This is a genomic window from Caldanaerobacter subterraneus (genome assembly GCF_004345675.1).
Lineage (GTDB): Bacteria > Bacillota > Thermoanaerobacteria > Thermoanaerobacterales > Thermoanaerobacteraceae > Thermoanaerobacter > Thermoanaerobacter subterraneus.
In genome coordinates, this window is record NZ_SLWU01000033.1 from 1 (window position 1) to 20,463 (window position 20,463).

Here is a 20,463-nt window from a genome sequence, read left to right on the forward strand (position 1 = left end):
GCGTTCGTCCTGAGCCAGGATCAAACTCTCCAGCTAATCCTTAAAAACTTACCTCTTCTCCCTAGCCTCGCTGTCCACTTTTCAAGGTCCCTCAAAATTATTTATCAGGAGCTCTTTTATAATATCAAATCTTTTTCTTGTTGTCAAGTCCTTTGTTGCCCTTATCAATTTCAGACGACGAAATATAATATATCATGTTTTTTTGATACTCTCAAGCGAGATATATCGCCATTTTCTCCTTTTATTCAGAAATATCCCTCTATTACTCCAAAATTCTTCAGAATACTAAATAACACTCTTTTTTTCGTAGAGTACAGAAAGAGTAAAAAGATAAACAAAAAGAGCCCAAAAAGGCTCCTTTTTTATCTTTTTGAGAATTGAGGTGCTTTTCTCGCTTTCTTGAGGCCGTACTTTCTTCTTTCTTTCATTCTTGGATCTCTTGTCAGGAAACCTGCTTTTTTCAAAATAGGCCTTAACTCGGCATCTGCTTTTACTAGTGCTCTTGCAATCCCATGTCTTATAGCTCCTGCCTGACCGGAAAGGCCTCCTCCTGAGACTTTCACATATACATCAAATTTATCTATTGTCTCTGTCAAGATGAGAGGCTGCTTTACTGTATACCTTAAAGTCTCAAGAGGAAAATATTCTTCTAAAGACTTGTTATTTATTATTATATTGCCTTTGCCAGGCATAAGTCTTACTCTGGCTACGGCTTCTTTTCTTCTACCTGTTCCATAGTATTGGATTGTCGCCATAGAACTTCCTCCTTTCATTCTATATCCAATTTCTCAGGTTTTTGAGCCTGATGCTTGTGCTCAGCCCCTCTGTATACTTTTAGCCTCTTTATCATTCTCCTCCCCAACCTATTTTTAGGCAACATGCCTTTTACGGCATGATATATGACAAATTCAGGTTTTGTCTGCATTAATTTTTTATATTGAATCTGTTTTAGTCCACCTGGATAACCTGTATAATATTTGTAATATTTATCTTCCAATTTTTTGCCTGTCAATACTACTTTATCGGCATTGATAACCACAACAAAATCACCTGTATCCACATGGGGAGTATATGTGGGTTTGTGCTTTCCCATCAGTATTTTAGCGATCTGGCTCGCTAATCTTCCCAATACTTTTCCTTCTGCATCTATGACAAACCATTTTCTTTCCACGTCACTGGGTTTAGCCATATAGGATTTCATTTTGCTCTACAACCTCCTTATTCTGGTCACAATTTCGCATAATATTATTTTAATTCACAGTATGTCAACTGTCAATAGACAATCCTGACAAGGTATAGGCCTTGAGGAGGAGCTGTTATGCCGGCCTTTGTCCTGTCTTTTGATTCTATAATAGCTGGAATTTCTCCTGCCTTTATTTTGCCAAGTCCCACGTACACTAGCGTTCCCACTATTATTCTTACCATGTTGTATAAGAATCCATCTGCTTCTACCTCTATTTTAATCAGATCCCCTTCTTTTTCTACCGTCAAATCAAAGATAGTTTTTACAGGATTCACCTTTTTGTTTCCTGAGGCTTTAAAAGCAGAAAAGTCATGGGTCCCTCTAAAAAAGAAAGCCGCTTTCTTCATCGCCTCAACATCTAAGGGGTATGGGACATGCCAGCAATAATTTCTCATAGTAGGCATTGGAAACTGTCTATTTAAAATCAAGTACCTGTATCTTTTACTTCTTGCACTGTAACGAGCGTGAAATGATTTGTCAACTTCTTTTGCTTTGACTACAACTACATCATCAGGCAGTACAGCATTTAAAGCGTAAGGAAGTTTTTCTGGCGGGATCTTTGTTTTCGTCTTAAAATTGGCAACTTGGTACAAAGCATGAACACCAGTATCTGTTCTGCTGCTTCCTATTAGGTTAACTTTTTCTCCTGTTACTTTTTCTACAGCTTTTTCAAGCACTTCCTGAACAGTTATGGCATTCTTTTGGTACTGCCAGCCGTGATAATTGGTCCCGTCATATTCAATGATAAGCATTATGTTCTTCATACTACCACGCCCAACTTCTGTTCCACACAATTAGCACCACAATTACACCTGTTATGAAAAGAGCTGCATAGTCTCTTGTGTGCACTTCAAGTTTTTTCATTCGAGTTCTGTTGTGGCCTCCTCTGTAGCACCTCGACTCCATAGCTATTGCAAGTTCATCGGCTCTCCTGAAAGCACTGATAAAAAGCGGAACCAAAAGAGGCACTAATCCTCTCGCCCTATTTACTATGTTCCCACTTTCAAAATCTGCTCCCCTTGCCATTTGAGCCTTCATTATCTTCTCAGCTTCTTCTATGAGAGTAGGTATAAACCGCAAAGCAATAGTCATCATCATCGCCAGTTCATGAGCCGGTACTCCGATTTTACTAAAAGGCTTTAAAATATGTTCTATCCCATCTGTAAGAGAAATGGGAGAAGTTGTCAATGTAAGCAGTGAAGTTCCTATTATCAAGAAAATAAGCCTTAGCCCCATAAATACAGCAAATTTTAATCCTGCACTAGTAATCTTTAAAGGACCTAGGGTATAAAGCACAGTGCCCCCAGGAGTAAAAAACATGTTTAAGCTCACTGTAAGTAAAAGTATCACAATTACAGGCCTTAAACCTTTCAGGACGTAAGAAAATGGTATTTTGGAAATCCTGATCACAAGCCACAAGTAAAGCATCGCAAAAATATAGCCAGAAAATTTGTTTATGAAAAAGATGGCTATTATAAATATAAATGTAATTATGATTTTTACCCTAGGGTCTAATTTGTGGATTGCCGAATCACCGGGAACATATTGGCCAATAGTTATATTCCTAAACATTTTTTGTCCCCCTGAGATAGCGAAGAATATGCTCTTTTGCCTCTTCAATCGTCAAAACATCTGGCGGTATTGGCACTCCCCTCTTTCTAAGTTCTCTCGCTAAAGAAGTAATTTGAGGAACTGAAAGCCCTATTTTCTCTAGTCTTTCAGCTTCTCTGAAAACTTCTCTGGGGGTTCCTATGAGCTCAATTTTGCCTCTGTTCATTACAATTATTTTGTCCGCGATTCGGGCTATATCTTCCATGTTATGGGACACCAAGATTGTTATCATTTTATATTTGTCGTGAATCTCTTTTATTTTATTCAAAATTTCCTGTTTCCCTTTGGGATCTAACCCTGCGGTAGGTTCGTCAAGTATTAAAATTTTTGGCCTCATTGCAAGAATGCCTGCAATCGCTACTCGCCTTTTTTGACCGCCAGATAGCTCAAAAGGTGATTTATCTGCCAATTCTTTGCTTATACCAACTATTTCCATTGCCTCGTATACTCTTTCTTTTACTTCTTCTTCGCTAAGTCCTAAATTAGAAGGGCCAAAGGCTATATCTTTAAACACTGTCTCTTCAAAAAGCTGATATTCTGGATACTGAAAAACCAATCCTACCTGCTTTCTTATATCTTTTAAACTTACCTTCTTGTCTGTTATATCTATGCCGTTTATATAAATCTTACCCTTGCTAGGCTTTAACAGCCCATTTAACTGCTGAATTAATGTAGACTTTCCAGACCCTGTGTGGCCAATAATTCCTACAAATTCTTCGTCTTCTATTGCAAAATTTATGTCCTCCAGTGCTACTGTCGCATATGGAGTTCCTTCATTGTATATAAAACTTACATTTTCTACTTTTATCGGCATATGAACTCCACCATTTCTTCAATGGTCAAAATATCAGAAGGAATGTCTATTCCTTCTTTTCTGAGTTGATGAGCCAATTCTGTAACCTGTGGGACATCAAGCCCTATTTTTTTAAGGACTTCTACCTCTTTAAAAACTTCTTTAGGCGTTCCATCCAAAACTACTTTTCCGTCGTCCATAACTATCACTCTGTCTGCATCTACAACCTCTTCCATGAAGTGAGTTATGAGTATCACAGTTATGCCCTCTTCTTTATTGAGCTTCTTGATAGTAGAAATTACTTCTCTTCTACCGATTGGGTCCAGCATTGCTGTAGGTTCATCCAAAACTATGCATTCTGGCTTCATGGCAATAATTCCTGCAATGGCTACCCGCTGCTTTTGACCGCCTGAAAGCATATGGGGTGGAAAGTCTTTATACTCCCACATGCCTACAGCCTTAAGGGCATATTCCACTCTTTTCCTTATTTCCTCTGGAGGTATTCCCAAATTCTCTGGCCCAAAAGCCACATCCTCTTCAACTATTGCTGCAACTATTTGATTGTCTGGATTCTGAAACACCAGACCCGCCGTCTGCCTTATATCCCAAAGGTGCTTCGCATCCTTTGTATCCATGTCCTTAACATAAACATTGCCTTTCGTCGGCAAAAGAAGTGCGTTGAAGTGCTTTGCCAAAGTAGATTTGCCAGAACCGTTATGGCCAATTATGCCAATAAACTCCCCCTTTTCAAACTGCAAATTTATATCTTTAAGCACCGGCGGCGATTTGCTTTCTCCCTCTGAATAGCAAAAGGAGACATTTTGGGCGCGTATTATAAAAGCCATGTAAAGCACCTTCTTTGCCAAAAAATAGGGATTAAGTTGTGGAGACAAACTTAACCCCTGCAACGGTTAAACTAATTCAATGACTGCAAGCGGTGCTCCATCTCCCCTTCTAGGCCCTAATTTGAAAATTCGAGTATATCCTCCATTTCTTTCTTTATATCGCGGTGCAATGTCATCAAAGAGTTTTTTTACGACGCTTTCATCCAATATATAAGCTAAAGCCTGTCTCCTGGCGTGTAAATCTCCTCTTTTGCCAAGGGTAATCATTTTTTCGGCAATCTTGCGAACCTCTTTTGCTCGTGCCTCTGTAGTAGTTATGCGTTCATACCTTAAGAAATCTGTAACTAAGTTTCTCAGCATGGCTCTTCTTTGGTCAGAAGGACGACCCAATTTTCTATAGCTCATTTGCAACCCTCCTTCATTCGTCAGAATTCTTGAGGCTAAGCCCAAGTGCTGCAAGCTTTTGCTTGACTTCTTCCAAAGACTTTTTGCCCAAGTTTCTTATTTTCATCATTTCTTCTTCTGTCTTCTGCGTCAATTCCTGTACAGTGTTTATACCTGCTCTCTTCAAGCAGTTATACGACCTAACAGAGAGGTCCAGCTCTTCTATAGTCATGTCAAGGGGTTTCTCTACTTTTTTCTCCTGCTTTTCTACAAACACATCAGGGCTCTTATATTCTCCCGTAAAGGAGATAAATTTCTGGAAGTATTTTATCAGCATATCTGCTGCCATGCTTACAGCTTCTTTAGGAGTGATTGTTCCATTTGTCCACACTTCTAATGTCAGCTTGTCATAGTCAGTAACATGCCCTACACGGGTATTTTCCACCGTATAATTTACTTTCCTAATAGGGGTAAAGATAGAATCCACAGGGATAACCCCTATTGGCTGATTTGGTTCTTTGTTTTTTTCGGCAGGTACGTATCCTTTGCCTTTTACAAACACTATCTCCATGTGAATTTTTCCGTCATCACTTAAAGTTGCAATGTGGTGATCTGGATTTAGAATCTCTAACTCAGGCCCGCCCTTTATATGTCCTGCTGTAACTTCTCCTTTTCCTTCCACATCTATTCTACCTATCACTGGCTCGTCAGAATGCAGTTTCACTGCAACTTCTTTCAAGTTCAATATGATTTCAACTACATCCTCTTTTACGCCAGGTAATGTGGAAAATTCGTGCAGCACTCCATCAATCTTCACAGATTTAGGAGCCGCACCTGGAATAGAGGATAAAAGCACTCTTCTCAAAGAGTTGCCGAGAGTTATACCATATCCTCTCTCCAGGGGCTCTACTACAAATTTCCCGTACCTGCCATCTTCTGATTGCTCTACAATCTCTATTTTAGGTTCTATTATTTCAAACACTCTATAGACCCTCCCTTTGCACTTTTATGAGGGTAACCGAAGGTCATTACTTAGAATAAAGCTCAACAATTAAGTGTTCTTGCACAGGCAAGTCTATATGCTCTCTTCTCGGAAGTGAAACAACTCTGCCTTCAAAGGCATCCTTGTTAAGCTCCAGCCAATCAGGAACGTTTCTTCCCATTTCGAGGTTGTTCTTTATAAGTTCCATGGAACGGCTGCTCTCTTTTACAGATATCACATCCCCAGGCTTTACTAAATATGAAGGTATATCTACTTTCTTGCCATTTACCTCAATATGCCCATGGCTTACTAACTGCCTTGCTTGAGCACGAGATACAGCAAAGCCCAATCTGTAAACTACATTGTCAAGCCTTCTTTCCAAAAGCTGTAATAAGTTCTCGCCTGTGATGCCTCTCATTCTTTCAGCTCTTTCATAATACCTCACAAACTGCCTTTCTAAAATTCCATAATATCTTTTGAGCTTTTGCTTTTCTCTCAACTGCATACCATACTGGGTCAATTTTTTCTTCTCTTGACCGTGCTGCCCAGGAGCATATCCTCTCTTTGCAAGCGGACATTTATCTGTATAGCACTTTTCCCCTTTTAGATATAGTTTTATTCCCTCTCTTCTGCAAAGTCTGCAACTTGGCCCCAAGTATCTTCCCATAGTTACACCTCCTTACACTCTTCTCCTCTTTGGTGGTCTGCAGCCGTTATGGGGTATTGGAGTTACGTCTTTTATAAGACTTACCTCAAGACCAGCTGCCTGCAAGGCTCTTATTGCCGCTTCTCTTCCTGCCCCTGGCCCTTTCACATATACATCTACAGTTCTCATCCCATGGTCCATTGCCGCTTTTGCAGCAGATTCAGCCGCCATCTGAGCAGCAAATGGAGTAGATTTTCTTGAGCCTTTAAATCCGACTGTTCCAGCGCTAGCCCATGCAATGGTATTGCCTGCTGGATCAGTTATCGTCACAATGGTATTGTTAAAAGTGGAGTGGATGTGAGCGATACCTCTCTCCACATGCTTTTTTTCGCGTTTTCTTCCAGCCCTTTTTACTCTCTTGGCCATCTTTTCCCCTCCTTAAGAAAGATTACTTCTTCTTCTTAGCAACAGTTTTTCTAGGACCTTTTCTCGTCCTAGCATTGGTTCTGGTCCTCTGTCCTCTTACAGGTAAACCGAGTTTATGCCTTATACCTCTGTAACAGCCTATATCTATCAACCTTTTGATGTTCATCGCCACTTCTTTTCTCAAATCGCCTTCTACTTTGTACTCTTTTTCTATAATTTCTCTTAATTTCGAAACTTCATCTTCAGTCAAGTCTCTCACTCTCGTGTCTGGGTTTACTCCCGCTTTAGCTAGTATTTCCTTTGAACGAGAGCGACCTATACCATATATATAGGTAAGAGCGATCTCCACCCTTTTATCCCTAGGCAAGTCAACTCCAGCAATCCTCGCCATCGTAACACCTCCTAGCCCTGTTTTTGCTTGTGTTTAGGATTTTCACAAATTACCATTACTCTTCCCTTTCTCTTTATGATCTTGCATTTTTCGCACATTTTCTTAACAGACGGTCTCACCTTCATCTTAAGCTACCTCCTTTTCTTACTTTCCGCGCCATACAATTCTGCCACGCGTAAGGTCATAAGGCGACAATTCTACCTTTACTCTGTCTCCAGGTAAGATTCTAATGAAGTTCATCCTGAGCTTACCCGATACATGAGCCAACACCTTATGCCCGTTATCTAATTGTACCTGAAACATGGCATTTGGTAAAGCCTCAATAACTGTCCCCTCAACTTCAATAACATCATCTTTTGCCAAGGATATCCATTCCTCCTTACCGCCTTAGGATTTATAAGGCTCTAACAACCTTCTAATTTCCTCATTTGTTAAGCTTTCACCTTTTTCGAGTTTTTCTTTTACTGCAAGCAGTACGTCGTTATACCTTTGCAGATGTTTATACTTCTTTTTCTTGGGCTTTTCAATTTTTCTGAGGTCCCCGTCAGCAATTAAAACATGCTGTTCATCTACTCTACCTACTACAACAAATACTCTGCCCTTGTCTCGACCAGCTTTACTCCTCACTACCTGGCCAAGTTGCAAATCGTCCATTAACTTCTTCACCTCTTACAAAATGGTCAGTATTTCCGGCTCCCCTTCTGTAATGACAATCGTGTTTTCATAGTGAGCCGAAAGACTGCCATCTACTGTTACCACTGTCCAGTTATCTTCTAAAGTTCTAACAGAGTAATGCCCTGCATTCACCATAGGCTCTATTGCAAGAGTCATCCCTCTTTTTAACCTTGGCCCTTTGCCTGGAGGTCCAAAATTGGGAATTTGGGGGTCTTCATGCATTTTTCTCCCTATTCCATGCCCCACGTAATCTCTCACCACTGAAAAGCCGTGGCTTTCCACATATACCTGTATTGCGTGGGAAATATCTGACAATCTATTGCCTTCTCTAGCGTATTTTATGCCTTCAAAAAAACTCTCTCTTGTCACTTCAATAAGCTTTTTAGCTTCATCAGATATCTCCCCTACAGGAAAGGTCCTCGCTGCATCAGCATTGTAGCCCTTGTAATTGGCTCCCAGGTCTATACTTATAATATCGCCTTCTTGAAGCTTTCTTAAACCAGGTATCCCGTGCACAACTTCGTCATTCACAGACGCACATATGCTCGCTGGGAAGCCATAAAGTCCTTTAAAAGCAGGAATGCATCCATTTTTTATTATAAACTCTTCTGCAATTCTATCAAGCTCTAAAGTAGTAACACCAGGCTTTATCACCTTCTCTAAAACCTCAAAGAGGTTTGCTATCACTTTTCCAGCTACTCTCATGAGCTCAATTTCTTTTTCAGACTTAATGTATATCATTTCTCCTATCTCCTAACAAAGCCTTCTTTATGTCTTCAAATACCTCATCAATGGATTTATTCCCATCGATGTTTACCAAAATACCTTTTTTTGTATAATAATCAATTAATGGCTTTGTCTCTTTTTCGTACACTTCCAACCTTTTTACCACAGACTCCAACTTATCATCTGACCTTTGTATAAGCTCACTGCCACACTTATCGCACACATTATCTACTTTAGGAGGAGAAGTTTTTATGTGATAAGTAGCACCGCACACAGGACATACCCTTCTGCCTGTTATCCTGTCTATTAAAGCCTCTCTCTCAACCTGAATATTTATAACAGCAGTAAGAGAATGCCCTCTCTCCTCCAAAAATTTATCCAGTTCCTCCGCCTGAGGTATATTCCGCGGATATCCGTCCAGCAAAAACCCCTTTTTGCAGTCCTCTTTTTCCAGCCTGTCTTCTACTATCCTGTTAGTCACTTCATCGGGGACCAAAAGTCCTTTGTCCATATACTCCTTTGCCAGTTTACCTAACTCTGTATTGTCTCTCAGATTTTGCCTAAAAATATCGCCTGTAGATATGTGAGGAATGTCAAACTCCTTAGCAATTTTAAGCGCTTGGGTCCCTTTTCCGGCACCAGGGGGGCCCAGAAGCACCACCCGCATAATTTCTCCCCCTTTACTTCAAGAATCCCTGATAATTTCTCATAATCAGGTGACCTTCTATTTGCTTCATGGTATCTAAAGCCACACCTACTGCTATCAATAAAGCCGTGCCTCCAAAGTAAAGCTGCAATCCTGTCACATTCATCAAAACCACTGGCATTGTGGCAATAAACGCTAGGAACAATGCCCCTACAAATACGATTCTATTTAAAACTTTGGTCAGATACTCGGTAGTCGGTTTGCCAGGTCTTATGCCTGGAATAAAGCCTCCGTATTTTTTCAAGTTATCAGAAATATCCTGCGGGTTGAATATGACTGCTGTGTAAAAATAGGTAAAACCTATTATCAAGAATATATCTAAAAGGTTGTATATGAGCCCATTTGTGCTTAGCCATTTCTGAACAAAATTGTAGAAAGAAGAATGCGGGAAAAATGTCGCTAACTGCTGTGGAAATTGCAACAAGGAAATTGCAAATATAATCGGGATAACGCCTGCCATGTTTATCCTTATAGGAATGTGAGTACTTTGTCCACCATAAACTTTTCTGCCAACAACCCTTTTTGCATATTGCACAGGAATTCTTCTTTGGCCTTCTGTAGCTAAGATTATTAACACTATCATTATGAGCTCTGCTACTACAAAAGCAATAGCACCAAAAATATTAGCAGTACCTGCTTGAATATATTGACTTGTCAGATATATCATGTTAGGAATCCTAGAAATTATCCCCGCAAAAATTATTAATGAACTTCCGTTGCCTATTCCATTTTCAGTAATTTTTTCACCTAACCACATGAGAAAAGCAGTACCTGCAGTTAAGGTTATAACGATGACCGTCAAGTTAAAAAATGTAGGGTTGATAACTGCACTCTTTAGCCCAATTGTCATTCCTATAGCTTGTATCAAGGCAAGTACAACTGTTAAATATCTGGTATACTGAGCAATTTTCTTCCTTCCTTCTTCGCCTTCTTTGGCTAATTGCTCAAGAGAAGGAATTGCTATTGTTAAAAGTTGCATTATAATTGATGCATTGATGTAGGGTGTAATGCTCATCGCAAAAATGGTAAAATTACTAAAAGCACCACCTGATATTATATCAAAAAATCCAAACAATTGTCCTTGACCAAGTATGTTAGCAATCACTTTTGAGTCAATTCCCGGCACAGGAATGTGAGACCCTAGTCTAAATATCACCAGCATTCCTAGTGTGTAGAGTATTCTCCTTCTTATATCATCAACTTTCCAAGCATTTACAAGAGTTTGAAACACTCTATATCACCTCTGCCTTTCCCCCAACGGCTTGAATCTTTTCCACGGCGCTTTGACTGAATTTATGGGCCTTGACAGTAAACTTCTTGGTAAGCTCCCCATCCCCTAAAATTTTAACTCCGTCCTTCACATCCTTGATTATTCCTTTTTCTATTAAAACTTCTGGAGTAATCTCTGCTCCATCTTCAAACCTCTCTTCCAATGTTCCGACATTCACTATAGCATACTCTTTCTTGAATATATTGGTAAACCCTCTCTTGGGTATTCTTCTCGTAAGAGGCATTTGTCCACCTTCAAAACCTGGACGCACTCCGCCACCGCTTCTAGCATTCTGCCCTTTATGACCTCTTCCAGAAGTCTTGCCATGACCCGAGCCTATTCCTCTTCCGACTCTTTTTTTCTTTTTCGTGGAACCTTCAGCTGGCTTTAAATCGTGCAGTCTCATTTTGGCACCTCCTAATGGATTGTTTATTCAAATAGTTGATGCACAGGAATCCCTCTTAACCTTGCTACTTCTTCTGCCGTCTTCAACCTTTTGAGACCCTCTATAGTAGCATAAACCATGTTGGTGGCGTTAGAAGAACCTAGAGATTTGCTGAGCACATCTCTAATACCAGCAGATTCCAGCACCGCTCTCACAGGGCCTCCTGCAATAACTCCTGTACCTTCTCTTGCTGGCTTTAACAAAACCTTTCCTGCGCCAAACTCGCCTATCACTTCATGGGGAATTGTAGTGCCTACAACAGGAACTTTTATCAAGTGCTTTTTCGCATCTTCAATGGCTTTTCTGATAGCGTCAGGAATTTCGGCTGCTTTTCCTCTTCCTACTCCTACATATCCTTTGTCAGGGTCTCCGACCACAACAGTGACGCTGAATCTGAAATTTTTACCACCCTTTACGACCTTAGAAACACGGTTTATGCTAACTACTCTCTCTTTTAAGTTTAGCTTTGTCCAGTCAACCCGAGCCATTCATTTCCCTCCTTGTTAGAAATTTAGCCCTGCTTGTCGTGCAGCATCAGCTAATTCTTTTACAACACCGTGATAGAGATAACCGCCTCTGTCAAATACTACATCCTTTATTCCTTTTTCTAACGCCCTCTTAGCGATTAGCTCTCCTACCAGCTTAGCTGACTGCTTATTTGCGCCCTTTGCAACATCCCTCAGTTCGGGATCCAAAGTTGAAGCTGAAACCAGTGTATGACCTTTTGTGTCGTCAATGATTTGAGCGTAAATGTGCTTTAAACTCTTGTAAACATTCAAACGAGGTCTTTCTGGCGTACCAAACACTTTCTTTCTAACCCTTAAATGGCGCTTTTTCCTCAGCTCGTTTCTGCTCGGCTTTATAATCATTCTCTCACCCCTTACTTCTTACCAGTTTTGCCTTCTTTTAGTCTGACAACTTCTCCAACGTACCTTATGCCTTTGCCCTGATATGCATCAGGTTCTCTTACTCTCCTTATATTAGCCGCAACCTGGCCCACTCTTTCCTTGTCAGCGCCTCTCACTATAATCCTGTTGTTACCCTCTACGATTATCTCAATACCCGGCTCTTCTTCTATTTCAACAGGATGAGAATATCCCACGTTTAAAATCAATTTTTTGCCCTGCTTTGCCGCACGATAACCAACTCCGACAATTTCCAAAGCCTTTTCAAACCCTTCCGTAACTCCCTTTACCATATTGGCTATTATCGCTCTTGTAGTGCCGTGCATAGCCCTTTCTTCTTTATCATCGCCTTTTCTAGTGACAACCACTTCTCCATCTCTTACTTCTATGTTTACAATAGGTGGAAATTTTTTCTCAAGAGTGCCCTTTGCACCCTTTACGGTAACCACATTGTCTGGACTTACCTTGACTTCTACGCCTTTTGGTATGGGTATTGGTAATCTGCCAATCCTAGACACCTGTCACACCTCCTACCTCTTCGTTTAAAATCACCAAACGTAGCAGATAACTTCTCCTCCAAGCCCTGCCTTTCTCGCCTCTTTATCTGTCATAATTCCCTTTGAAGTTGAAATTATAGCTATACCTAAACCGCCTAAAACTCTCGGCAACTCGTCGTGCTTTGCGTAAACTCTCAAACCGGGCTTACTTATTCTCTTAAGCCCTGATATAACCCTTTCTTTATTGGGACCGTATTTTAAAGTGATCTTTAGAATTCCGCCTTTTCCATCGTCTATCTCTTCTACTGCTTTTACAAAACCTTCTTTTAACAAAATCATTGCAATTGCCTTCTTCATCTTTGATGAAGGTATCTCTACTGTTTCGTGCCTTGCCAAGTTTGCGTTTCTTATCCTTGTGAGCATATCAGCAATAGGATCTGTCATAACCATTTTCTATTACCTCCCCTCTATTACCAGCTTGCTTTTTTGACGCCAGGGATCATCCCTTGATGGGCATATTTCCTGAAGCAGAGACGGCACATTCCAAATTTTCTTAAATATGCGCGAGGTCTGCCGCATATTTTGCAGCGATTGTATTCTCTTGTTTTATATTTCTGAGGTTTCTGCTGCTTTACAATCAATGCCTTTCTCGCCATCTATCGCTACCCTCCTTTTATTTTGCAAATGACATACCTAATAACTCTAAAAGCGCTTTTGCTTCCTCATCAGTCTTAGCGGTGGTTACGATTATTATATCCATGCCTCTTACTTTATCGATCTTGTCATAATCGATCTCTGGGAAAATTAGCTGTTCTCTTACTCCCAACGCATAATTGCCCCTTCCGTCAAATGAGTTAGGAGATACTCCTTTGAAGTCTCTCACACGGGGCAATGCAATATTGAAAAGTTTATCCAAAAATTCGTACATTCTCTCTCTTCTCAACGTTACTTTCACACCTATAGGCATGCCTTTTCTTATTTTAAAATTAGAAATTGACTTTTTGGCTCTAGTGATAACAGGCTTCTGCCCTGATATCATCATAAGGTCGTTCATAGCAGCTTCTAAAGCCTTTGGATTTTCTTTGGCTTCACCAACACCTATGTTTATTACTACTTTTTCTAGCTTTGGCACCTGCATTATATTCTTGTATCCGAATCTTTCCATTAAGGCTGGAACGACCTCTTTCTCGTATTTTTCCCTAAGCCTAGACATAACGCGCCTCCTTCCTCAGTAAATTATAGGGTCTCATTGCACCTCTTGCAGTAACGTACTTTTTCTCCGTTTTCGAGAATTTTTATGCCATACCTTACTCCTCTTCCGCAGTTCTCACAGTAAAGCATAACTTTTGAGCTGTGTATAGGAGCCTCCTGATGGATTATTCCACCAGGTTTTTGCGGGCTTGTAGCTTTTCTATGCTTGGTTACCACATTTACCCCTTCGACAATGACCTTCCCTTCTTTAGGAAAAGCCTGCAATACTCTGCCTTTTTTTCCTTTGTCCTTACCAGATATTACTACAACCATATCTCCTTTTTTGACGTGCAACTTGTTCTGTGCCATTCTCAACCCTCCTTACAGCACTTCAGGAGCCAAAGAAATTATCTTCATAAAGTCTTTGTCTCTCAACTCTCTTGCTACTGGACCAAAAATACGAGTACCTCTAGGCTGTTTGTCATCCCTTATTATCACTGCCGCATTATCGTCAAACCTTATATAGGTTCCGTCTTTTCTAGCAATTCCCTTCTTGGTGCGCACAATCACCGCTTTAACAACTTCTCCTTTTTTCACAACCCCACCGGGTGTTGCACTTTTTACAGAAGCCACTATTATATCTCCAACATTGGAGTATTTTCTATTTGAACCGCCTAACAAGCGGATACACATTATCTCTTTTGCGCCAGTATTGTCGGCAACTTTTAATCGAGTCTGAGGGCGAATCATTTTTGCGTACCTCCTTTCAGATTTACTCGGCTTTTTTTATGACCTCTACCAATCTCCACCTTTTTTCTTTGCTAAGAGGCCTTGTTTCCATTATCTTTACAACATCTCCTACGTTGCAGATGTTATTCTCGTCGTGAACCTTATATTTCTTTGTCCTTTTGACAATCTTTCCATAAAGGGGATGTCTGAATTTGTCTTCCACTGCAACTACAATGGTCTTCTGCATTTTATTGCTAACAACCGTTCCAATTCTTACTTTTCTCTGCCCTCTTTCCAAGTGAGACCCTCCTTCCTATCTCTTAATTCCGAGTTCCCTTTCTCTTAATATTGTCTTTATCCTTGCGATTGTCTTCCTCACATCTCTTATCCTCATAGGATTATCCAATTGTCCTGTTGCAAGTTGAAATCTCAAGTTAAAAAGTTCTGCCTTCAGTTCCGACAATTTTTGCTGCAATTCTTCGTTAGAAAGTTCTCTTATCTCCTTAGCTTTCATTGCTTTCACCACCCAATTCTTCACGTTTTAAAAACTTTGTCTTTATGGGAAGCTTATGCATAGCCAATCGCAAGGCTTCTTTAGCAACATCTTCTGAAACTCCGCCTATCTCAAAAAGCACTCTGCCCGGCTTTACTACTGCAACCCAAAACTCTGGGGAACCCTTACCAGAACCCATACGAGTCTCTGCAGGTTTTTTAGTCACAGGTTTATCAGGGAAAATTTTAATCCAAACTTTACCTCCCCTTTTGATGTACCTAGTCATAGCGACTCTCGCAGCTTCTATCTGTGTCGCCGTAATCCAACCAGGCTCTAAGGCTTGAAGTCCGTATTCTCCATATGTCAAAGTGTTTCCGCGAGTAGCATTCCCTTTAATTCTGCCGCGCTGCTGCTTCCTGTATTTCACTCTTTTGGGCATTAACATTGTCTTACTTACCTCCTTCCGCAGTTACCTGCTTTTTAGGCTGTGGCAGTATCTCCCCTTTGTTTATCCAGACTTTAACACCTATTTTCCCATAGGTGGTATTTGCTTCTGCAAAACCGTAATCTATGTCTGCTCTCAAAGTTTGAAGCGGTACTACCCCTTCATGGTATCTTTCCGTCCTAGCAATTTCAGCTCCCGCAAGTCTTCCAGAGCATGCAATTTTAATACCTTTTGCACCAAGCTTCATAGCCCTTGCTATGGCCTGTTTCATCGCTCTTCTATAGGATATTCTCTTTTCAATCTGAGCCGCTATATTTTCTGCCACAAGCTGTGCACTTAGTTCAGGAGTCTTTACCTCTATGATGTTTAGGATCACAGTCTTATTCGTCATCTTCTCCAGCTCTTCTCTTAGCCTATCTACACCTGTACCGCCTTTCCCTATTACCATTCCAGGCTTTGCCGCATATATGTCAATCTTTATCCTGTTAGAAGCTCTTTCAATGACTATTTGTGGAATGCCTGCAGCGTATAACTTTTCTTTTATATAATTCCTTATTTTGATATCTTCAACTAAAATATTTGGAAAATCTTTGTCTTTGGCATACCACTTGGCAAGCCAGTCTTTTGTAACTCCGACTCTAAGTCCATAAGGGTGTACCTTTTGTCCCACGCATATCCCTCCTTACTCTTCCTTTTCCTTTACGACTATGGTGATATGGCTAGTTCTTCTTCTCATTATATCCGCTCTTCCCATAGCCCTTGGCAAAACTCTTTTCATCGTCGGCCCTTCATCTGCCACAGCCTTAGCGACATATAAATTATCTCTGTTCATATTGTGATTATTCTCAGCATTGGCAATTGCTGATTTGAGCACTTTTTCTACTATCTTGGAAGCCTTTTTAGGCGTGAATTTCAAAATGGCCAACGCCTCATCTACATGCTTGCCGCGAATAAGGTTTAAGACCAACCTTGCTTTTCGAGGCGAAATTCGCACATATCTGGCTATCGCTCTTGCCTCCACGGTATCTCCTCCTTTCGCCTATTTCACCTTCGTGGTCTTCTCTGAACCTGCATGGCCACGGAAGGTACGTGTTGGAGCAAATTCTCCCAACTTATGTCCTACCATGGCTTCTGTTATATAAACAGGTACGTGTTTTCTCCCATCGTGGACTGCTATAGTATGACCTACCATCTCGGGCACAATTGTTGAATCCCTGGACCAAGTCTTAATCACTTTTTTTTCATTTTTCTTGTTCATCTCAATTATCTTCTTCAAAAGCTTTGGATCTACAAAAGGTCCTTTTTTTACAGATCTGCTCAAAGCACTGACCTCCTTTCAGCTATTTGCGCCTTTTTACTATAAATTTATCAGAAGCTTTGCCTTTCTTTCTCGTCTTGTAACCCAATGCAGGTTTACCCCATGGTGTAAGCGGTCCTGGATGCCCAATAGGAGCCTTACCTTCACCACCACCATGTGGATGGTCTACAGGGTTCATGGCAGAACCTCTCACTGTAGGTCTTATCCCAAGCCATCTGGACCTTCCAGCTTTTCCTATTTTGACATTTTCGTGGTCTATATTAGACACTTGTCCAATGGTAGCACGGCAATTAGCGTTTATAAGCCTTATCTCTCCAGAAGGCATCCTTATGTGAACATAATCTCCTTCTTTTGCCATAAGCTGAGCTGCTGCACCTGCCGCTCTTACCAGCTGACCGCCCTTCCCAGGTATGAGCTCAATATTGTGAACTATAGTACCAACAGGGATATTCCTAAGAGGCAGTGCATTTCCTACCTTGATATCTACATTTTCACCAGATTCTACTATATCTCCAACTTTCAGTCCATGAGGTGCTATTATATACCTCTTTTCTCCATCTGCATAGTGAATAAGGGCAATAAAAGCTGTCCTATTTGGGTCATACTCAATAGCAGCTACTTTGCCCGGTATACCGTCCTTGTCTCTTTTGAAATCTATAATTCTGTATCTCCTCTTGTGGCCGCCGCCTCTGTGCCTTACTGTAATTCTTCCGTATACATTTCTTCCCGCTTTCTTTGTCAATGGCGCCAATAGTGACTTCTCTGGCTCTTTTTTGGTAATTTCCTCAAATGTCAGCACTGTCATCTGGCGGCGACCAGGGGATGTAGGTTTATATGCCTTAATGCCCATTTCTGTCCCTCCTTTAGACTAAAATCACTGTAATCCCTCAAAGAACTCTATTCCCTTGCTATCAGGTGCAAGCTTTACTATCGCTTTTTTATAGGATTCCGTTCTACCCTCGTATTTGCCCATTCTCTTAGGTTTGCCTTTATAATTCATAGTGTACACTTTTTCTACCTTCACACCAAATATCTCTTCTACTGCTTTTTTAATTTCAATTTTGTTAGCCCTCTTATCCACAATAAAAGTATACTTTCTGTCGCCCATGAGGTTCATACTTTTTTCTGTTATCACAGGGCGAATTATTATATCGCGAGCCTCCATTTTAAGCAAACACCTCCTCCACTATAGCGACAGCGTCTTTTGTTATGATGAATTTTTCGTATTTTAAAACGTCGTAAGTGTTCAAAAGATTAGCGTACAAGGCTTTTGCATTTGGCATGTTCCTTGCTGAAAGCTCTACGTTCTTTTCTCCTTGAGGAACCACAATAAGAGCACTCTTAGCGTTAAAATTCTTTAAAAGCTCTGCAACTTTCTTTGTCTTTGGCTGTTCTAGCTTAAATTCGTCCAGCACAATGATTTCATTGTCCCTTACTTTAGAAGAAAGAGCTGACTTTAAAGCCAGTCTTTTTACCTTTTTAGGCAATTTATAACTGTAGTCTCTCGGCTTAGGTCCGAAAACCACTCCACCTTTAATCCACTGAGGAGCTCTTATGCTTCCCTGACGAGCTCTACCTGTCCCTTTTTGCCTCCAGGGTTTCCTTCCTCCTCCTCTTACTTCTCCTCTAGTCTTGGTAGAGTGAGTGCCCTGTCTCTGATTTGCAAGGTAGTTAACAACTGCTTGGTGCATAACAGCCACATTTACTGGAACGCCAAAGACAGAGTCTTTTAGTTCTATTTCGCCTACCTGTTCCCCTTTCACGTTGTAGACTGGTACTTTTGGCATTCTTCTTCCTCCTTTCATCACTTGCTCTTTACTGAATCCCTTATGATGAGCAAGGAACCTTTTGGCCCTGGCACTGAACCTTTGACAACTAAAAGGTTCAACTCAGGATCCACTTTCACAACCTCTAGGTTTTGTATAGTAACCCTGTCACTTCCCATGCGACCAGGCATCTTTTTGCCCTTAAAAGTTCTACCGGGATCTGTCGTAGCACCCATTGAACCTACTCTCCTGTGGTATTTGGAACCGTGGGACATAGGCCCTCTTCTGGCGCCATACCTTTTTATAACACCTGCAAATCCCTTACCCTTTGAAATGCCTGTAACATCTACTCTATCCCCTGGCTTAAATATATCTACTTTTATCTCCGTTCCAACCTCATAACCGCTTATATCATCTAATCTGAACTCTCTCAAATACCTTTTAGGAGAAACTCCTGCTTTCTTAAAATGACCTAAAAGAGGCTTGTTAAGTTTCTTCTCACTTACATCGCCGAATCCAACCTGGATAGCATTATAGCCATCTTTTTCTACAGTCTTTTTCTGAACTACCACGCAAGGCCCTGCTTCAATCACTGTTACAGGAATGACTTCTCCTTTTTCATCGAAAATTTGCGTCATCCCGTGCTTTTTGCCTAAAATACCCTTCTTCATTCCTCACACCTCCTGAAATCAGCGGACGCAACTGCGTCATAATTTCGTTTTTTATAATTTTATCTCAATGTCTACACCTGAAGGTAAATCCAATTTCATAAGAGCATCTACTGTTTTAGGGGTTGGATTCAAAATATCTATAAGTCTTTTATGAGTCTTTATCTCAAACTGCTCTCTTGAATCCTTGTACTTATGAGGTGCTCTTAAAATTGTTATAACTTCCCTTTTTGTAGGCAACGGAATAGGACCAGAAACTTCTGCACCTGTCCTCTTAGCTGTTTCAACTATCTTTTGAGCTGATTGGTCTAAAATTGCATGGTCAAACGCTTTTAAGCGTATGCGAATTTTCTGCTTGGGCATGATTTTCCCTCCTTACTATCAAATCCTACTGACCTTACATATATACACATATCCAGGTGTTTTATTGTCAAAAAAAAATCTATTCACAAACCAGCTTTATTATTTTATCCCAATTCTTGCGCTATTGCAAGACTTGACATGTCAATATTTTTGTGCTAATAGCGAAACGCTATTAGCACAAAAATATGACTACTCAATTATAGCAGATACGACACCAGCGCCAACTGTCCTTCCGCCTTCTCTTATAGCAAACTTAAGCCCTTCTTCCATCGCTATCGGCGTTATAAGCTCTACTCTCAATGTCACGTGGTCTCCTGGCATTACCATCTCTACTCCCTCTGGTAGCTGTATCGTACCCGTCACGTCTGTCGTCCTAAAGTAAAACTGCGGCCTGTATCCATTGAAAAATGGTGTGTGCCTTCCTCCCTCTTCCTTCGTCAATACGTACACCTGTGCCTCAAATTTCGTGTGCGGCTTTATCGTCCCTGGTTTCGCCAGTACCTGCCCTCTCTCTACTTCATCCCTCTGTATCCCTCTTAACAATACCCCTATGTTGTCTCCTGCCTGTGCCTCATCTAATGTCTTCCTGAACATCTCTACTCCTGTCACTACTGTCTTCCTTGACTCCGTCGTCAATCCTATTATCTCTACTTCGTCCCCTACTTTCACTTTCCCTCTCTCTACTCTACCTGTCGCAACTGTACCTCTTCCCGTTATCGTAAATACGTCCTCTACCGGCATCAAGAACGGCTTGTCTATATCCCTCTCCGGTGTCGGTATATATTCGTCTACTATGTCCATTAACTCCCATATCTTGCCGCACCACTGGCACTCCCTCTTGCCGCATCCACACTCTAATGCCTTTAACGCTGAACCTACTACTATCGGTGTGTCATCCCCAGGAAATTCGTACTGGTTCAGTAAGTCCCTTACCTCCATCTCTAC

38 protein-coding genes are annotated in these 20,463 nt (G+C 40.9%); all 38 read right to left on the bottom strand.

What is annotated here, in order from left to right:
• Nucleotides 1-362 precede the first annotated feature (362 nt).
• A complete protein-coding gene (gene rpsI, locus EV203_RS11625) occupies nucleotides 363-755 on the bottom strand; it encodes a 30S ribosomal protein S9 (RefSeq protein ID WP_011026303.1) in 393 nt (130 codons plus the stop codon).
• Between the two features lie 14 nt (nucleotides 756-769).
• On the bottom strand, nucleotides 770-1,201 hold the full coding sequence (rplM, locus tag EV203_RS11630) for a 50S ribosomal protein L13 (RefSeq protein ID WP_011026304.1): 432 nt from the start codon (nucleotides 1,199-1,201) through the stop codon (nucleotides 770-772).
• A 71-nt stretch (nucleotides 1,202-1,272) separates the two neighbouring features.
• A complete protein-coding gene (gene truA, locus EV203_RS11635; protein WP_481752973.1) occupies nucleotides 1,273-1,995 on the bottom strand; it encodes a tRNA pseudouridine(38-40) synthase TruA in 723 nt (240 codons plus the stop codon).
• 13 nt (nucleotides 1,996-2,008) lie between these two features.
• The gene (locus EV203_RS11640; RefSeq protein WP_011026306.1) at nucleotides 2,009-2,815 is read right to left on the bottom strand and encodes an energy-coupling factor transporter transmembrane component T family protein; all 807 of its coding nucleotides are present in this window, start codon (nucleotides 2,813-2,815) and stop codon (nucleotides 2,009-2,011) included.
• The gene (locus tag EV203_RS11645; RefSeq protein WP_022588743.1) at nucleotides 2,808-3,668 is read right to left on the bottom strand and encodes an energy-coupling factor transporter ATPase; all 861 of its coding nucleotides are present in this window, start codon (nucleotides 3,666-3,668) and stop codon (nucleotides 2,808-2,810) included. The genes EV203_RS11640 and EV203_RS11645 overlap by 8 nt, the downstream gene beginning before the upstream one ends.
• Nucleotides 3,659-4,492: an energy-coupling factor transporter ATPase gene (locus EV203_RS11650; RefSeq protein ID WP_132040754.1), complete on the bottom strand. Its 834-nt coding sequence runs from the start codon at nucleotides 4,490-4,492 to the stop codon at nucleotides 3,659-3,661. Before EV203_RS11650 ends, EV203_RS11645 begins: the two co-directional genes overlap by 10 nt.
• A 66-nt stretch (nucleotides 4,493-4,558) precedes the next feature.
• Entirely contained in the window at nucleotides 4,559-4,897 is a 339-nt protein-coding gene (gene rplQ, locus EV203_RS11655; RefSeq protein ID WP_011026309.1) for a 50S ribosomal protein L17, read from the bottom strand.
• Between the two features lie 13 nt (nucleotides 4,898-4,910).
• A complete protein-coding gene (locus tag EV203_RS11660) occupies nucleotides 4,911-5,858 on the bottom strand; it encodes a DNA-directed RNA polymerase subunit alpha (RefSeq protein ID WP_011026310.1) in 948 nt (315 codons plus the stop codon).
• Nucleotides 5,859-5,904: 46 nt separating this feature from the next.
• Complete coding sequence (gene rpsD / locus EV203_RS11665) at nucleotides 5,905-6,525, bottom strand: 30S ribosomal protein S4 (RefSeq protein WP_011026311.1); 621 nt, start codon at nucleotides 6,523-6,525, stop codon at nucleotides 5,905-5,907.
• A 12-nt stretch (nucleotides 6,526-6,537) separates the two neighbouring features.
• On the bottom strand, nucleotides 6,538-6,930 hold the full coding sequence (gene rpsK, locus EV203_RS11670; RefSeq protein ID WP_011026312.1) for a 30S ribosomal protein S11: 393 nt from the start codon (nucleotides 6,928-6,930) through the stop codon (nucleotides 6,538-6,540).
• A gap of 22 nt (nucleotides 6,931-6,952) precedes the next feature.
• Nucleotides 6,953-7,321: a 30S ribosomal protein S13 gene (rpsM, locus tag EV203_RS11675; RefSeq protein ID WP_011026313.1), complete on the bottom strand. Its 369-nt coding sequence runs from the start codon at nucleotides 7,319-7,321 to the stop codon at nucleotides 6,953-6,955.
• Between the two features lie 11 nt (nucleotides 7,322-7,332).
• The gene (gene rpmJ, locus EV203_RS11680; RefSeq protein WP_011026314.1) at nucleotides 7,333-7,446 is read right to left on the bottom strand and encodes a 50S ribosomal protein L36; all 114 of its coding nucleotides are present in this window, start codon (nucleotides 7,444-7,446) and stop codon (nucleotides 7,333-7,335) included.
• A gap of 19 nt (nucleotides 7,447-7,465) precedes the next feature.
• On the bottom strand, nucleotides 7,466-7,684 hold the full coding sequence (gene infA, locus EV203_RS11685; protein ID WP_011026315.1) for a translation initiation factor IF-1: 219 nt from the start codon (nucleotides 7,682-7,684) through the stop codon (nucleotides 7,466-7,468).
• Between the two features lie 24 nt (nucleotides 7,685-7,708).
• Nucleotides 7,709-7,975 (bottom strand): RNA-binding protein, encoded by a 267-nt coding sequence (locus tag EV203_RS11690; RefSeq protein ID WP_011026316.1) that lies wholly within the window; start codon nucleotides 7,973-7,975, stop codon nucleotides 7,709-7,711.
• Between the two features lie 15 nt (nucleotides 7,976-7,990).
• Nucleotides 7,991-8,737: a type I methionyl aminopeptidase gene (map, locus tag EV203_RS11695; protein WP_011026317.1), complete on the bottom strand. Its 747-nt coding sequence runs from the start codon at nucleotides 8,735-8,737 to the stop codon at nucleotides 7,991-7,993.
• A complete protein-coding gene (locus EV203_RS11700; RefSeq protein WP_132040755.1) occupies nucleotides 8,724-9,389 on the bottom strand; it encodes an adenylate kinase in 666 nt (221 codons plus the stop codon). The genes map and EV203_RS11700 overlap by 14 nt, the downstream gene beginning before the upstream one ends.
• Nucleotides 9,390-9,402: 13 nt before the next feature.
• On the bottom strand, nucleotides 9,403-10,659 hold the full coding sequence (gene secY, locus EV203_RS11705) for a preprotein translocase subunit SecY (protein WP_132040756.1): 1,257 nt from the start codon (nucleotides 10,657-10,659) through the stop codon (nucleotides 9,403-9,405).
• A 1-nt stretch (nucleotide 10,660) separates the two neighbouring features.
• Nucleotides 10,661-11,104 (bottom strand): 50S ribosomal protein L15, encoded by a 444-nt coding sequence (rplO, locus tag EV203_RS11710; protein WP_022588747.1) that lies wholly within the window; start codon nucleotides 11,102-11,104, stop codon nucleotides 10,661-10,663.
• 23 nt (nucleotides 11,105-11,127) lie between these two features.
• Nucleotides 11,128-11,631 (bottom strand): 30S ribosomal protein S5, encoded by a 504-nt coding sequence (gene rpsE / locus EV203_RS11715; RefSeq protein WP_011026321.1) that lies wholly within the window; start codon nucleotides 11,629-11,631, stop codon nucleotides 11,128-11,130.
• 15 nt (nucleotides 11,632-11,646) lie between these two features.
• A complete protein-coding gene (gene rplR / locus EV203_RS11720; protein ID WP_011026322.1) occupies nucleotides 11,647-12,012 on the bottom strand; it encodes a 50S ribosomal protein L18 in 366 nt (121 codons plus the stop codon).
• Nucleotides 12,013-12,023: 11 nt separating this feature from the next.
• Nucleotides 12,024-12,566 (bottom strand): 50S ribosomal protein L6, encoded by a 543-nt coding sequence (gene rplF, locus EV203_RS11725; protein WP_011026323.1) that lies wholly within the window; start codon nucleotides 12,564-12,566, stop codon nucleotides 12,024-12,026.
• 30 nt (nucleotides 12,567-12,596) lie between these two features.
• Nucleotides 12,597-12,995, bottom strand: a complete 399-nt coding sequence (rpsH, locus tag EV203_RS11730) for a 30S ribosomal protein S8 (RefSeq protein WP_011026324.1) — start codon at nucleotides 12,993-12,995, stop codon at nucleotides 12,597-12,599.
• A gap of 20 nt (nucleotides 12,996-13,015) precedes the next feature.
• On the bottom strand, nucleotides 13,016-13,201 hold the full coding sequence (locus EV203_RS11735) for a type Z 30S ribosomal protein S14 (protein WP_011026325.1): 186 nt from the start codon (nucleotides 13,199-13,201) through the stop codon (nucleotides 13,016-13,018).
• A gap of 17 nt (nucleotides 13,202-13,218) precedes the next feature.
• Nucleotides 13,219-13,758 carry a 50S ribosomal protein L5 gene (gene rplE / locus EV203_RS11740; RefSeq protein ID WP_132040757.1) on the bottom strand — a complete coding sequence of 180 codons (540 nt, stop codon included), beginning with the start codon at nucleotides 13,756-13,758 and terminating at the stop codon, nucleotides 13,219-13,221.
• Nucleotides 13,759-13,781: 23 nt separating this feature from the next.
• Nucleotides 13,782-14,105: a 50S ribosomal protein L24 gene (rplX, locus tag EV203_RS11745; protein WP_132040758.1), complete on the bottom strand. Its 324-nt coding sequence runs from the start codon at nucleotides 14,103-14,105 to the stop codon at nucleotides 13,782-13,784.
• 12 nt (nucleotides 14,106-14,117) lie between these two features.
• On the bottom strand, nucleotides 14,118-14,486 hold the full coding sequence (rplN, locus tag EV203_RS11750; protein ID WP_011026328.1) for a 50S ribosomal protein L14: 369 nt from the start codon (nucleotides 14,484-14,486) through the stop codon (nucleotides 14,118-14,120).
• Nucleotides 14,487-14,508: 22 nt separating this feature from the next.
• Nucleotides 14,509-14,763: a 30S ribosomal protein S17 gene (gene rpsQ / locus EV203_RS11755; RefSeq protein WP_011026329.1), complete on the bottom strand. Its 255-nt coding sequence runs from the start codon at nucleotides 14,761-14,763 to the stop codon at nucleotides 14,509-14,511.
• A gap of 15 nt (nucleotides 14,764-14,778) precedes the next feature.
• Nucleotides 14,779-14,979 (bottom strand): 50S ribosomal protein L29, encoded by a 201-nt coding sequence (rpmC, locus tag EV203_RS11760; protein WP_011026330.1) that lies wholly within the window; start codon nucleotides 14,977-14,979, stop codon nucleotides 14,779-14,781.
• Entirely contained in the window at nucleotides 14,969-15,403 is a 435-nt protein-coding gene (gene rplP / locus EV203_RS11765; protein ID WP_011026331.1) for a 50S ribosomal protein L16, read from the bottom strand. The genes rpmC and rplP overlap by 11 nt, the downstream gene beginning before the upstream one ends.
• 4 nt (nucleotides 15,404-15,407) lie before the next feature.
• Complete coding sequence (gene rpsC / locus EV203_RS11770) at nucleotides 15,408-16,073, bottom strand: 30S ribosomal protein S3 (RefSeq protein WP_011026332.1); 666 nt, start codon at nucleotides 16,071-16,073, stop codon at nucleotides 15,408-15,410.
• A 12-nt stretch (nucleotides 16,074-16,085) separates the two neighbouring features.
• Nucleotides 16,086-16,424, bottom strand: a complete 339-nt coding sequence (rplV, locus tag EV203_RS11775) for a 50S ribosomal protein L22 (RefSeq protein ID WP_011026333.1) — start codon at nucleotides 16,422-16,424, stop codon at nucleotides 16,086-16,088.
• Nucleotides 16,425-16,442: 18 nt separating this feature from the next.
• Nucleotides 16,443-16,724, bottom strand: coding sequence for a 30S ribosomal protein S19 (rpsS, locus tag EV203_RS11780; RefSeq protein ID WP_011026334.1), 282 nt, complete (start codon nucleotides 16,722-16,724; stop codon nucleotides 16,443-16,445).
• Nucleotides 16,725-16,743: 19 nt separating this feature from the next.
• Nucleotides 16,744-17,571 (bottom strand): 50S ribosomal protein L2, encoded by an 828-nt coding sequence (rplB, locus tag EV203_RS11785; RefSeq protein ID WP_011026335.1) that lies wholly within the window; start codon nucleotides 17,569-17,571, stop codon nucleotides 16,744-16,746.
• 24 nt (nucleotides 17,572-17,595) lie between these two features.
• Nucleotides 17,596-17,886 carry a 50S ribosomal protein L23 gene (gene rplW, locus EV203_RS11790; protein ID WP_011026336.1) on the bottom strand — a complete coding sequence of 97 codons (291 nt, stop codon included), beginning with the start codon at nucleotides 17,884-17,886 and terminating at the stop codon, nucleotides 17,596-17,598.
• Between the two features lies 1 nt (nucleotide 17,887).
• Nucleotides 17,888-18,508, bottom strand: a complete 621-nt coding sequence (gene rplD, locus EV203_RS11795; RefSeq protein WP_011026337.1) for a 50S ribosomal protein L4 — start codon at nucleotides 18,506-18,508, stop codon at nucleotides 17,888-17,890.
• 17 nt (nucleotides 18,509-18,525) lie between these two features.
• Nucleotides 18,526-19,158 (bottom strand): 50S ribosomal protein L3, encoded by a 633-nt coding sequence (rplC, locus tag EV203_RS11800; protein WP_011026338.1) that lies wholly within the window; start codon nucleotides 19,156-19,158, stop codon nucleotides 18,526-18,528.
• Between the two features lie 51 nt (nucleotides 19,159-19,209).
• Nucleotides 19,210-19,518 carry a 30S ribosomal protein S10 gene (gene rpsJ / locus EV203_RS11805; protein ID WP_011026339.1) on the bottom strand — a complete coding sequence of 103 codons (309 nt, stop codon included), beginning with the start codon at nucleotides 19,516-19,518 and terminating at the stop codon, nucleotides 19,210-19,212.
• 189 nt (nucleotides 19,519-19,707) lie between these two features.
• A partial coding sequence (locus tag EV203_RS11810) for an EF-Tu C-terminal domain-related protein (RefSeq protein ID WP_243700693.1) occupies nucleotides 19,708-20,463 on the bottom strand: 756 nt, incomplete at its 5' end.

What these genes read in the sequence shown, in the direction of transcription:
- rpsI (WP_011026303.1), bottom strand. Translation starts at nt 755, where the DNA reads ATGGCGACAATCCAATACTATGGAACAGGTAGAAGAAAAGAAGCCGTA.
- rplM (WP_011026304.1), bottom strand. Translation starts at nt 1,201, where the DNA reads ATGAAATCCTATATGGCTAAACCCAGTGACGTGGAAAGAAAATGGTTT.
- truA (WP_481752973.1), bottom strand. Translation starts at nt 1,995, where the DNA reads ATGCTTATCATTGAATATGACGGGACCAATTATCACGGCTGGCAGTAC.
- EV203_RS11640 (WP_011026306.1), bottom strand. Translation starts at nt 2,815, where the DNA reads ATGTTTAGGAATATAACTATTGGCCAATATGTTCCCGGTGATTCGGCA.
- EV203_RS11645 (WP_022588743.1), bottom strand. Translation starts at nt 3,668, where the DNA reads ATGCCGATAAAAGTAGAAAATGTAAGTTTTATATACAATGAAGGAACT.
- EV203_RS11650 (WP_132040754.1), bottom strand. Translation starts at nt 4,492, where the DNA reads ATGGCTTTTATAATACGCGCCCAAAATGTCTCCTTTTGCTATTCAGAG.
- rplQ (WP_011026309.1), bottom strand. Translation starts at nt 4,897, where the DNA reads ATGAGCTATAGAAAATTGGGTCGTCCTTCTGACCAAAGAAGAGCCATG.
- rpsD (WP_011026311.1), bottom strand. Translation starts at nt 6,525, where the DNA reads ATGGGAAGATACTTGGGGCCAAGTTGCAGACTTTGCAGAAGAGAGGGA.
- rpsK (WP_011026312.1), bottom strand. Translation starts at nt 6,930, where the DNA reads ATGGCCAAGAGAGTAAAAAGGGCTGGAAGAAAACGCGAAAAAAAGCAT.
- rpsM (WP_011026313.1), bottom strand. Translation starts at nt 7,321, where the DNA reads ATGGCGAGGATTGCTGGAGTTGACTTGCCTAGGGATAAAAGGGTGGAG.
- rpmJ (WP_011026314.1), bottom strand. Translation starts at nt 7,446, where the DNA reads ATGAAGGTGAGACCGTCTGTTAAGAAAATGTGCGAAAAATGCAAGATC.
- EV203_RS11690 (WP_011026316.1), bottom strand. Translation starts at nt 7,975, where the DNA reads ATGGACGATTTGCAACTTGGCCAGGTAGTGAGGAGTAAAGCTGGTCGA.
- map (WP_011026317.1), bottom strand. Translation starts at nt 8,737, where the DNA reads ATGATATACATTAAGTCTGAAAAAGAAATTGAGCTCATGAGAGTAGCT.
- EV203_RS11700 (WP_132040755.1), bottom strand. Translation starts at nt 9,389, where the DNA reads ATGCGGGTGGTGCTTCTGGGCCCCCCTGGTGCCGGAAAAGGGACCCAA.
- rplO (WP_022588747.1), bottom strand. Translation starts at nt 11,104, where the DNA reads ATGAGACTGCACGATTTAAAGCCAGCTGAAGGTTCCACGAAAAAGAAA.
- rpsE (WP_011026321.1), bottom strand. Translation starts at nt 11,631, where the DNA reads ATGGCTCGGGTTGACTGGACAAAGCTAAACTTAAAAGAGAGAGTAGTT.
- rplR (WP_011026322.1), bottom strand. Translation starts at nt 12,012, where the DNA reads ATGATTATAAAGCCGAGCAGAAACGAGCTGAGGAAAAAGCGCCATTTA.
- rpsH (WP_011026324.1), bottom strand. Translation starts at nt 12,995, where the DNA reads ATGGTTATGACAGATCCTATTGCTGATATGCTCACAAGGATAAGAAAC.
- EV203_RS11735 (WP_011026325.1), bottom strand. Translation starts at nt 13,201, where the DNA reads ATGGCGAGAAAGGCATTGATTGTAAAGCAGCAGAAACCTCAGAAATAT.
- rplE (WP_132040757.1), bottom strand. Translation starts at nt 13,758, where the DNA reads ATGTCTAGGCTTAGGGAAAAATACGAGAAAGAGGTCGTTCCAGCCTTA.
- rplX (WP_132040758.1), bottom strand. Translation starts at nt 14,105, where the DNA reads ATGGCACAGAACAAGTTGCACGTCAAAAAAGGAGATATGGTTGTAGTA.
- rplN (WP_011026328.1), bottom strand. Translation starts at nt 14,486, where the DNA reads ATGATTCGCCCTCAGACTCGATTAAAAGTTGCCGACAATACTGGCGCA.
- rpmC (WP_011026330.1), bottom strand. Translation starts at nt 14,979, where the DNA reads ATGAAAGCTAAGGAGATAAGAGAACTTTCTAACGAAGAATTGCAGCAA.
- rplP (WP_011026331.1), bottom strand. Translation starts at nt 15,403, where the DNA reads ATGTTAATGCCCAAAAGAGTGAAATACAGGAAGCAGCAGCGCGGCAGA.
- rplB (WP_011026335.1), bottom strand. Translation starts at nt 17,571, where the DNA reads ATGGGCATTAAGGCATATAAACCTACATCCCCTGGTCGCCGCCAGATG.
- rplW (WP_011026336.1), bottom strand. Translation starts at nt 17,886, where the DNA reads ATGGAGGCTCGCGATATAATAATTCGCCCTGTGATAACAGAAAAAAGT.
- rplD (WP_011026337.1), bottom strand. Translation starts at nt 18,508, where the DNA reads ATGCCAAAAGTACCAGTCTACAACGTGAAAGGGGAACAGGTAGGCGAA.
- rplC (WP_011026338.1), bottom strand. Translation starts at nt 19,158, where the DNA reads ATGAAGAAGGGTATTTTAGGCAAAAAGCACGGGATGACGCAAATTTTC.
- rpsJ (WP_011026339.1), bottom strand. Translation starts at nt 19,518, where the DNA reads ATGCCCAAGCAGAAAATTCGCATACGCTTAAAAGCGTTTGACCATGCA.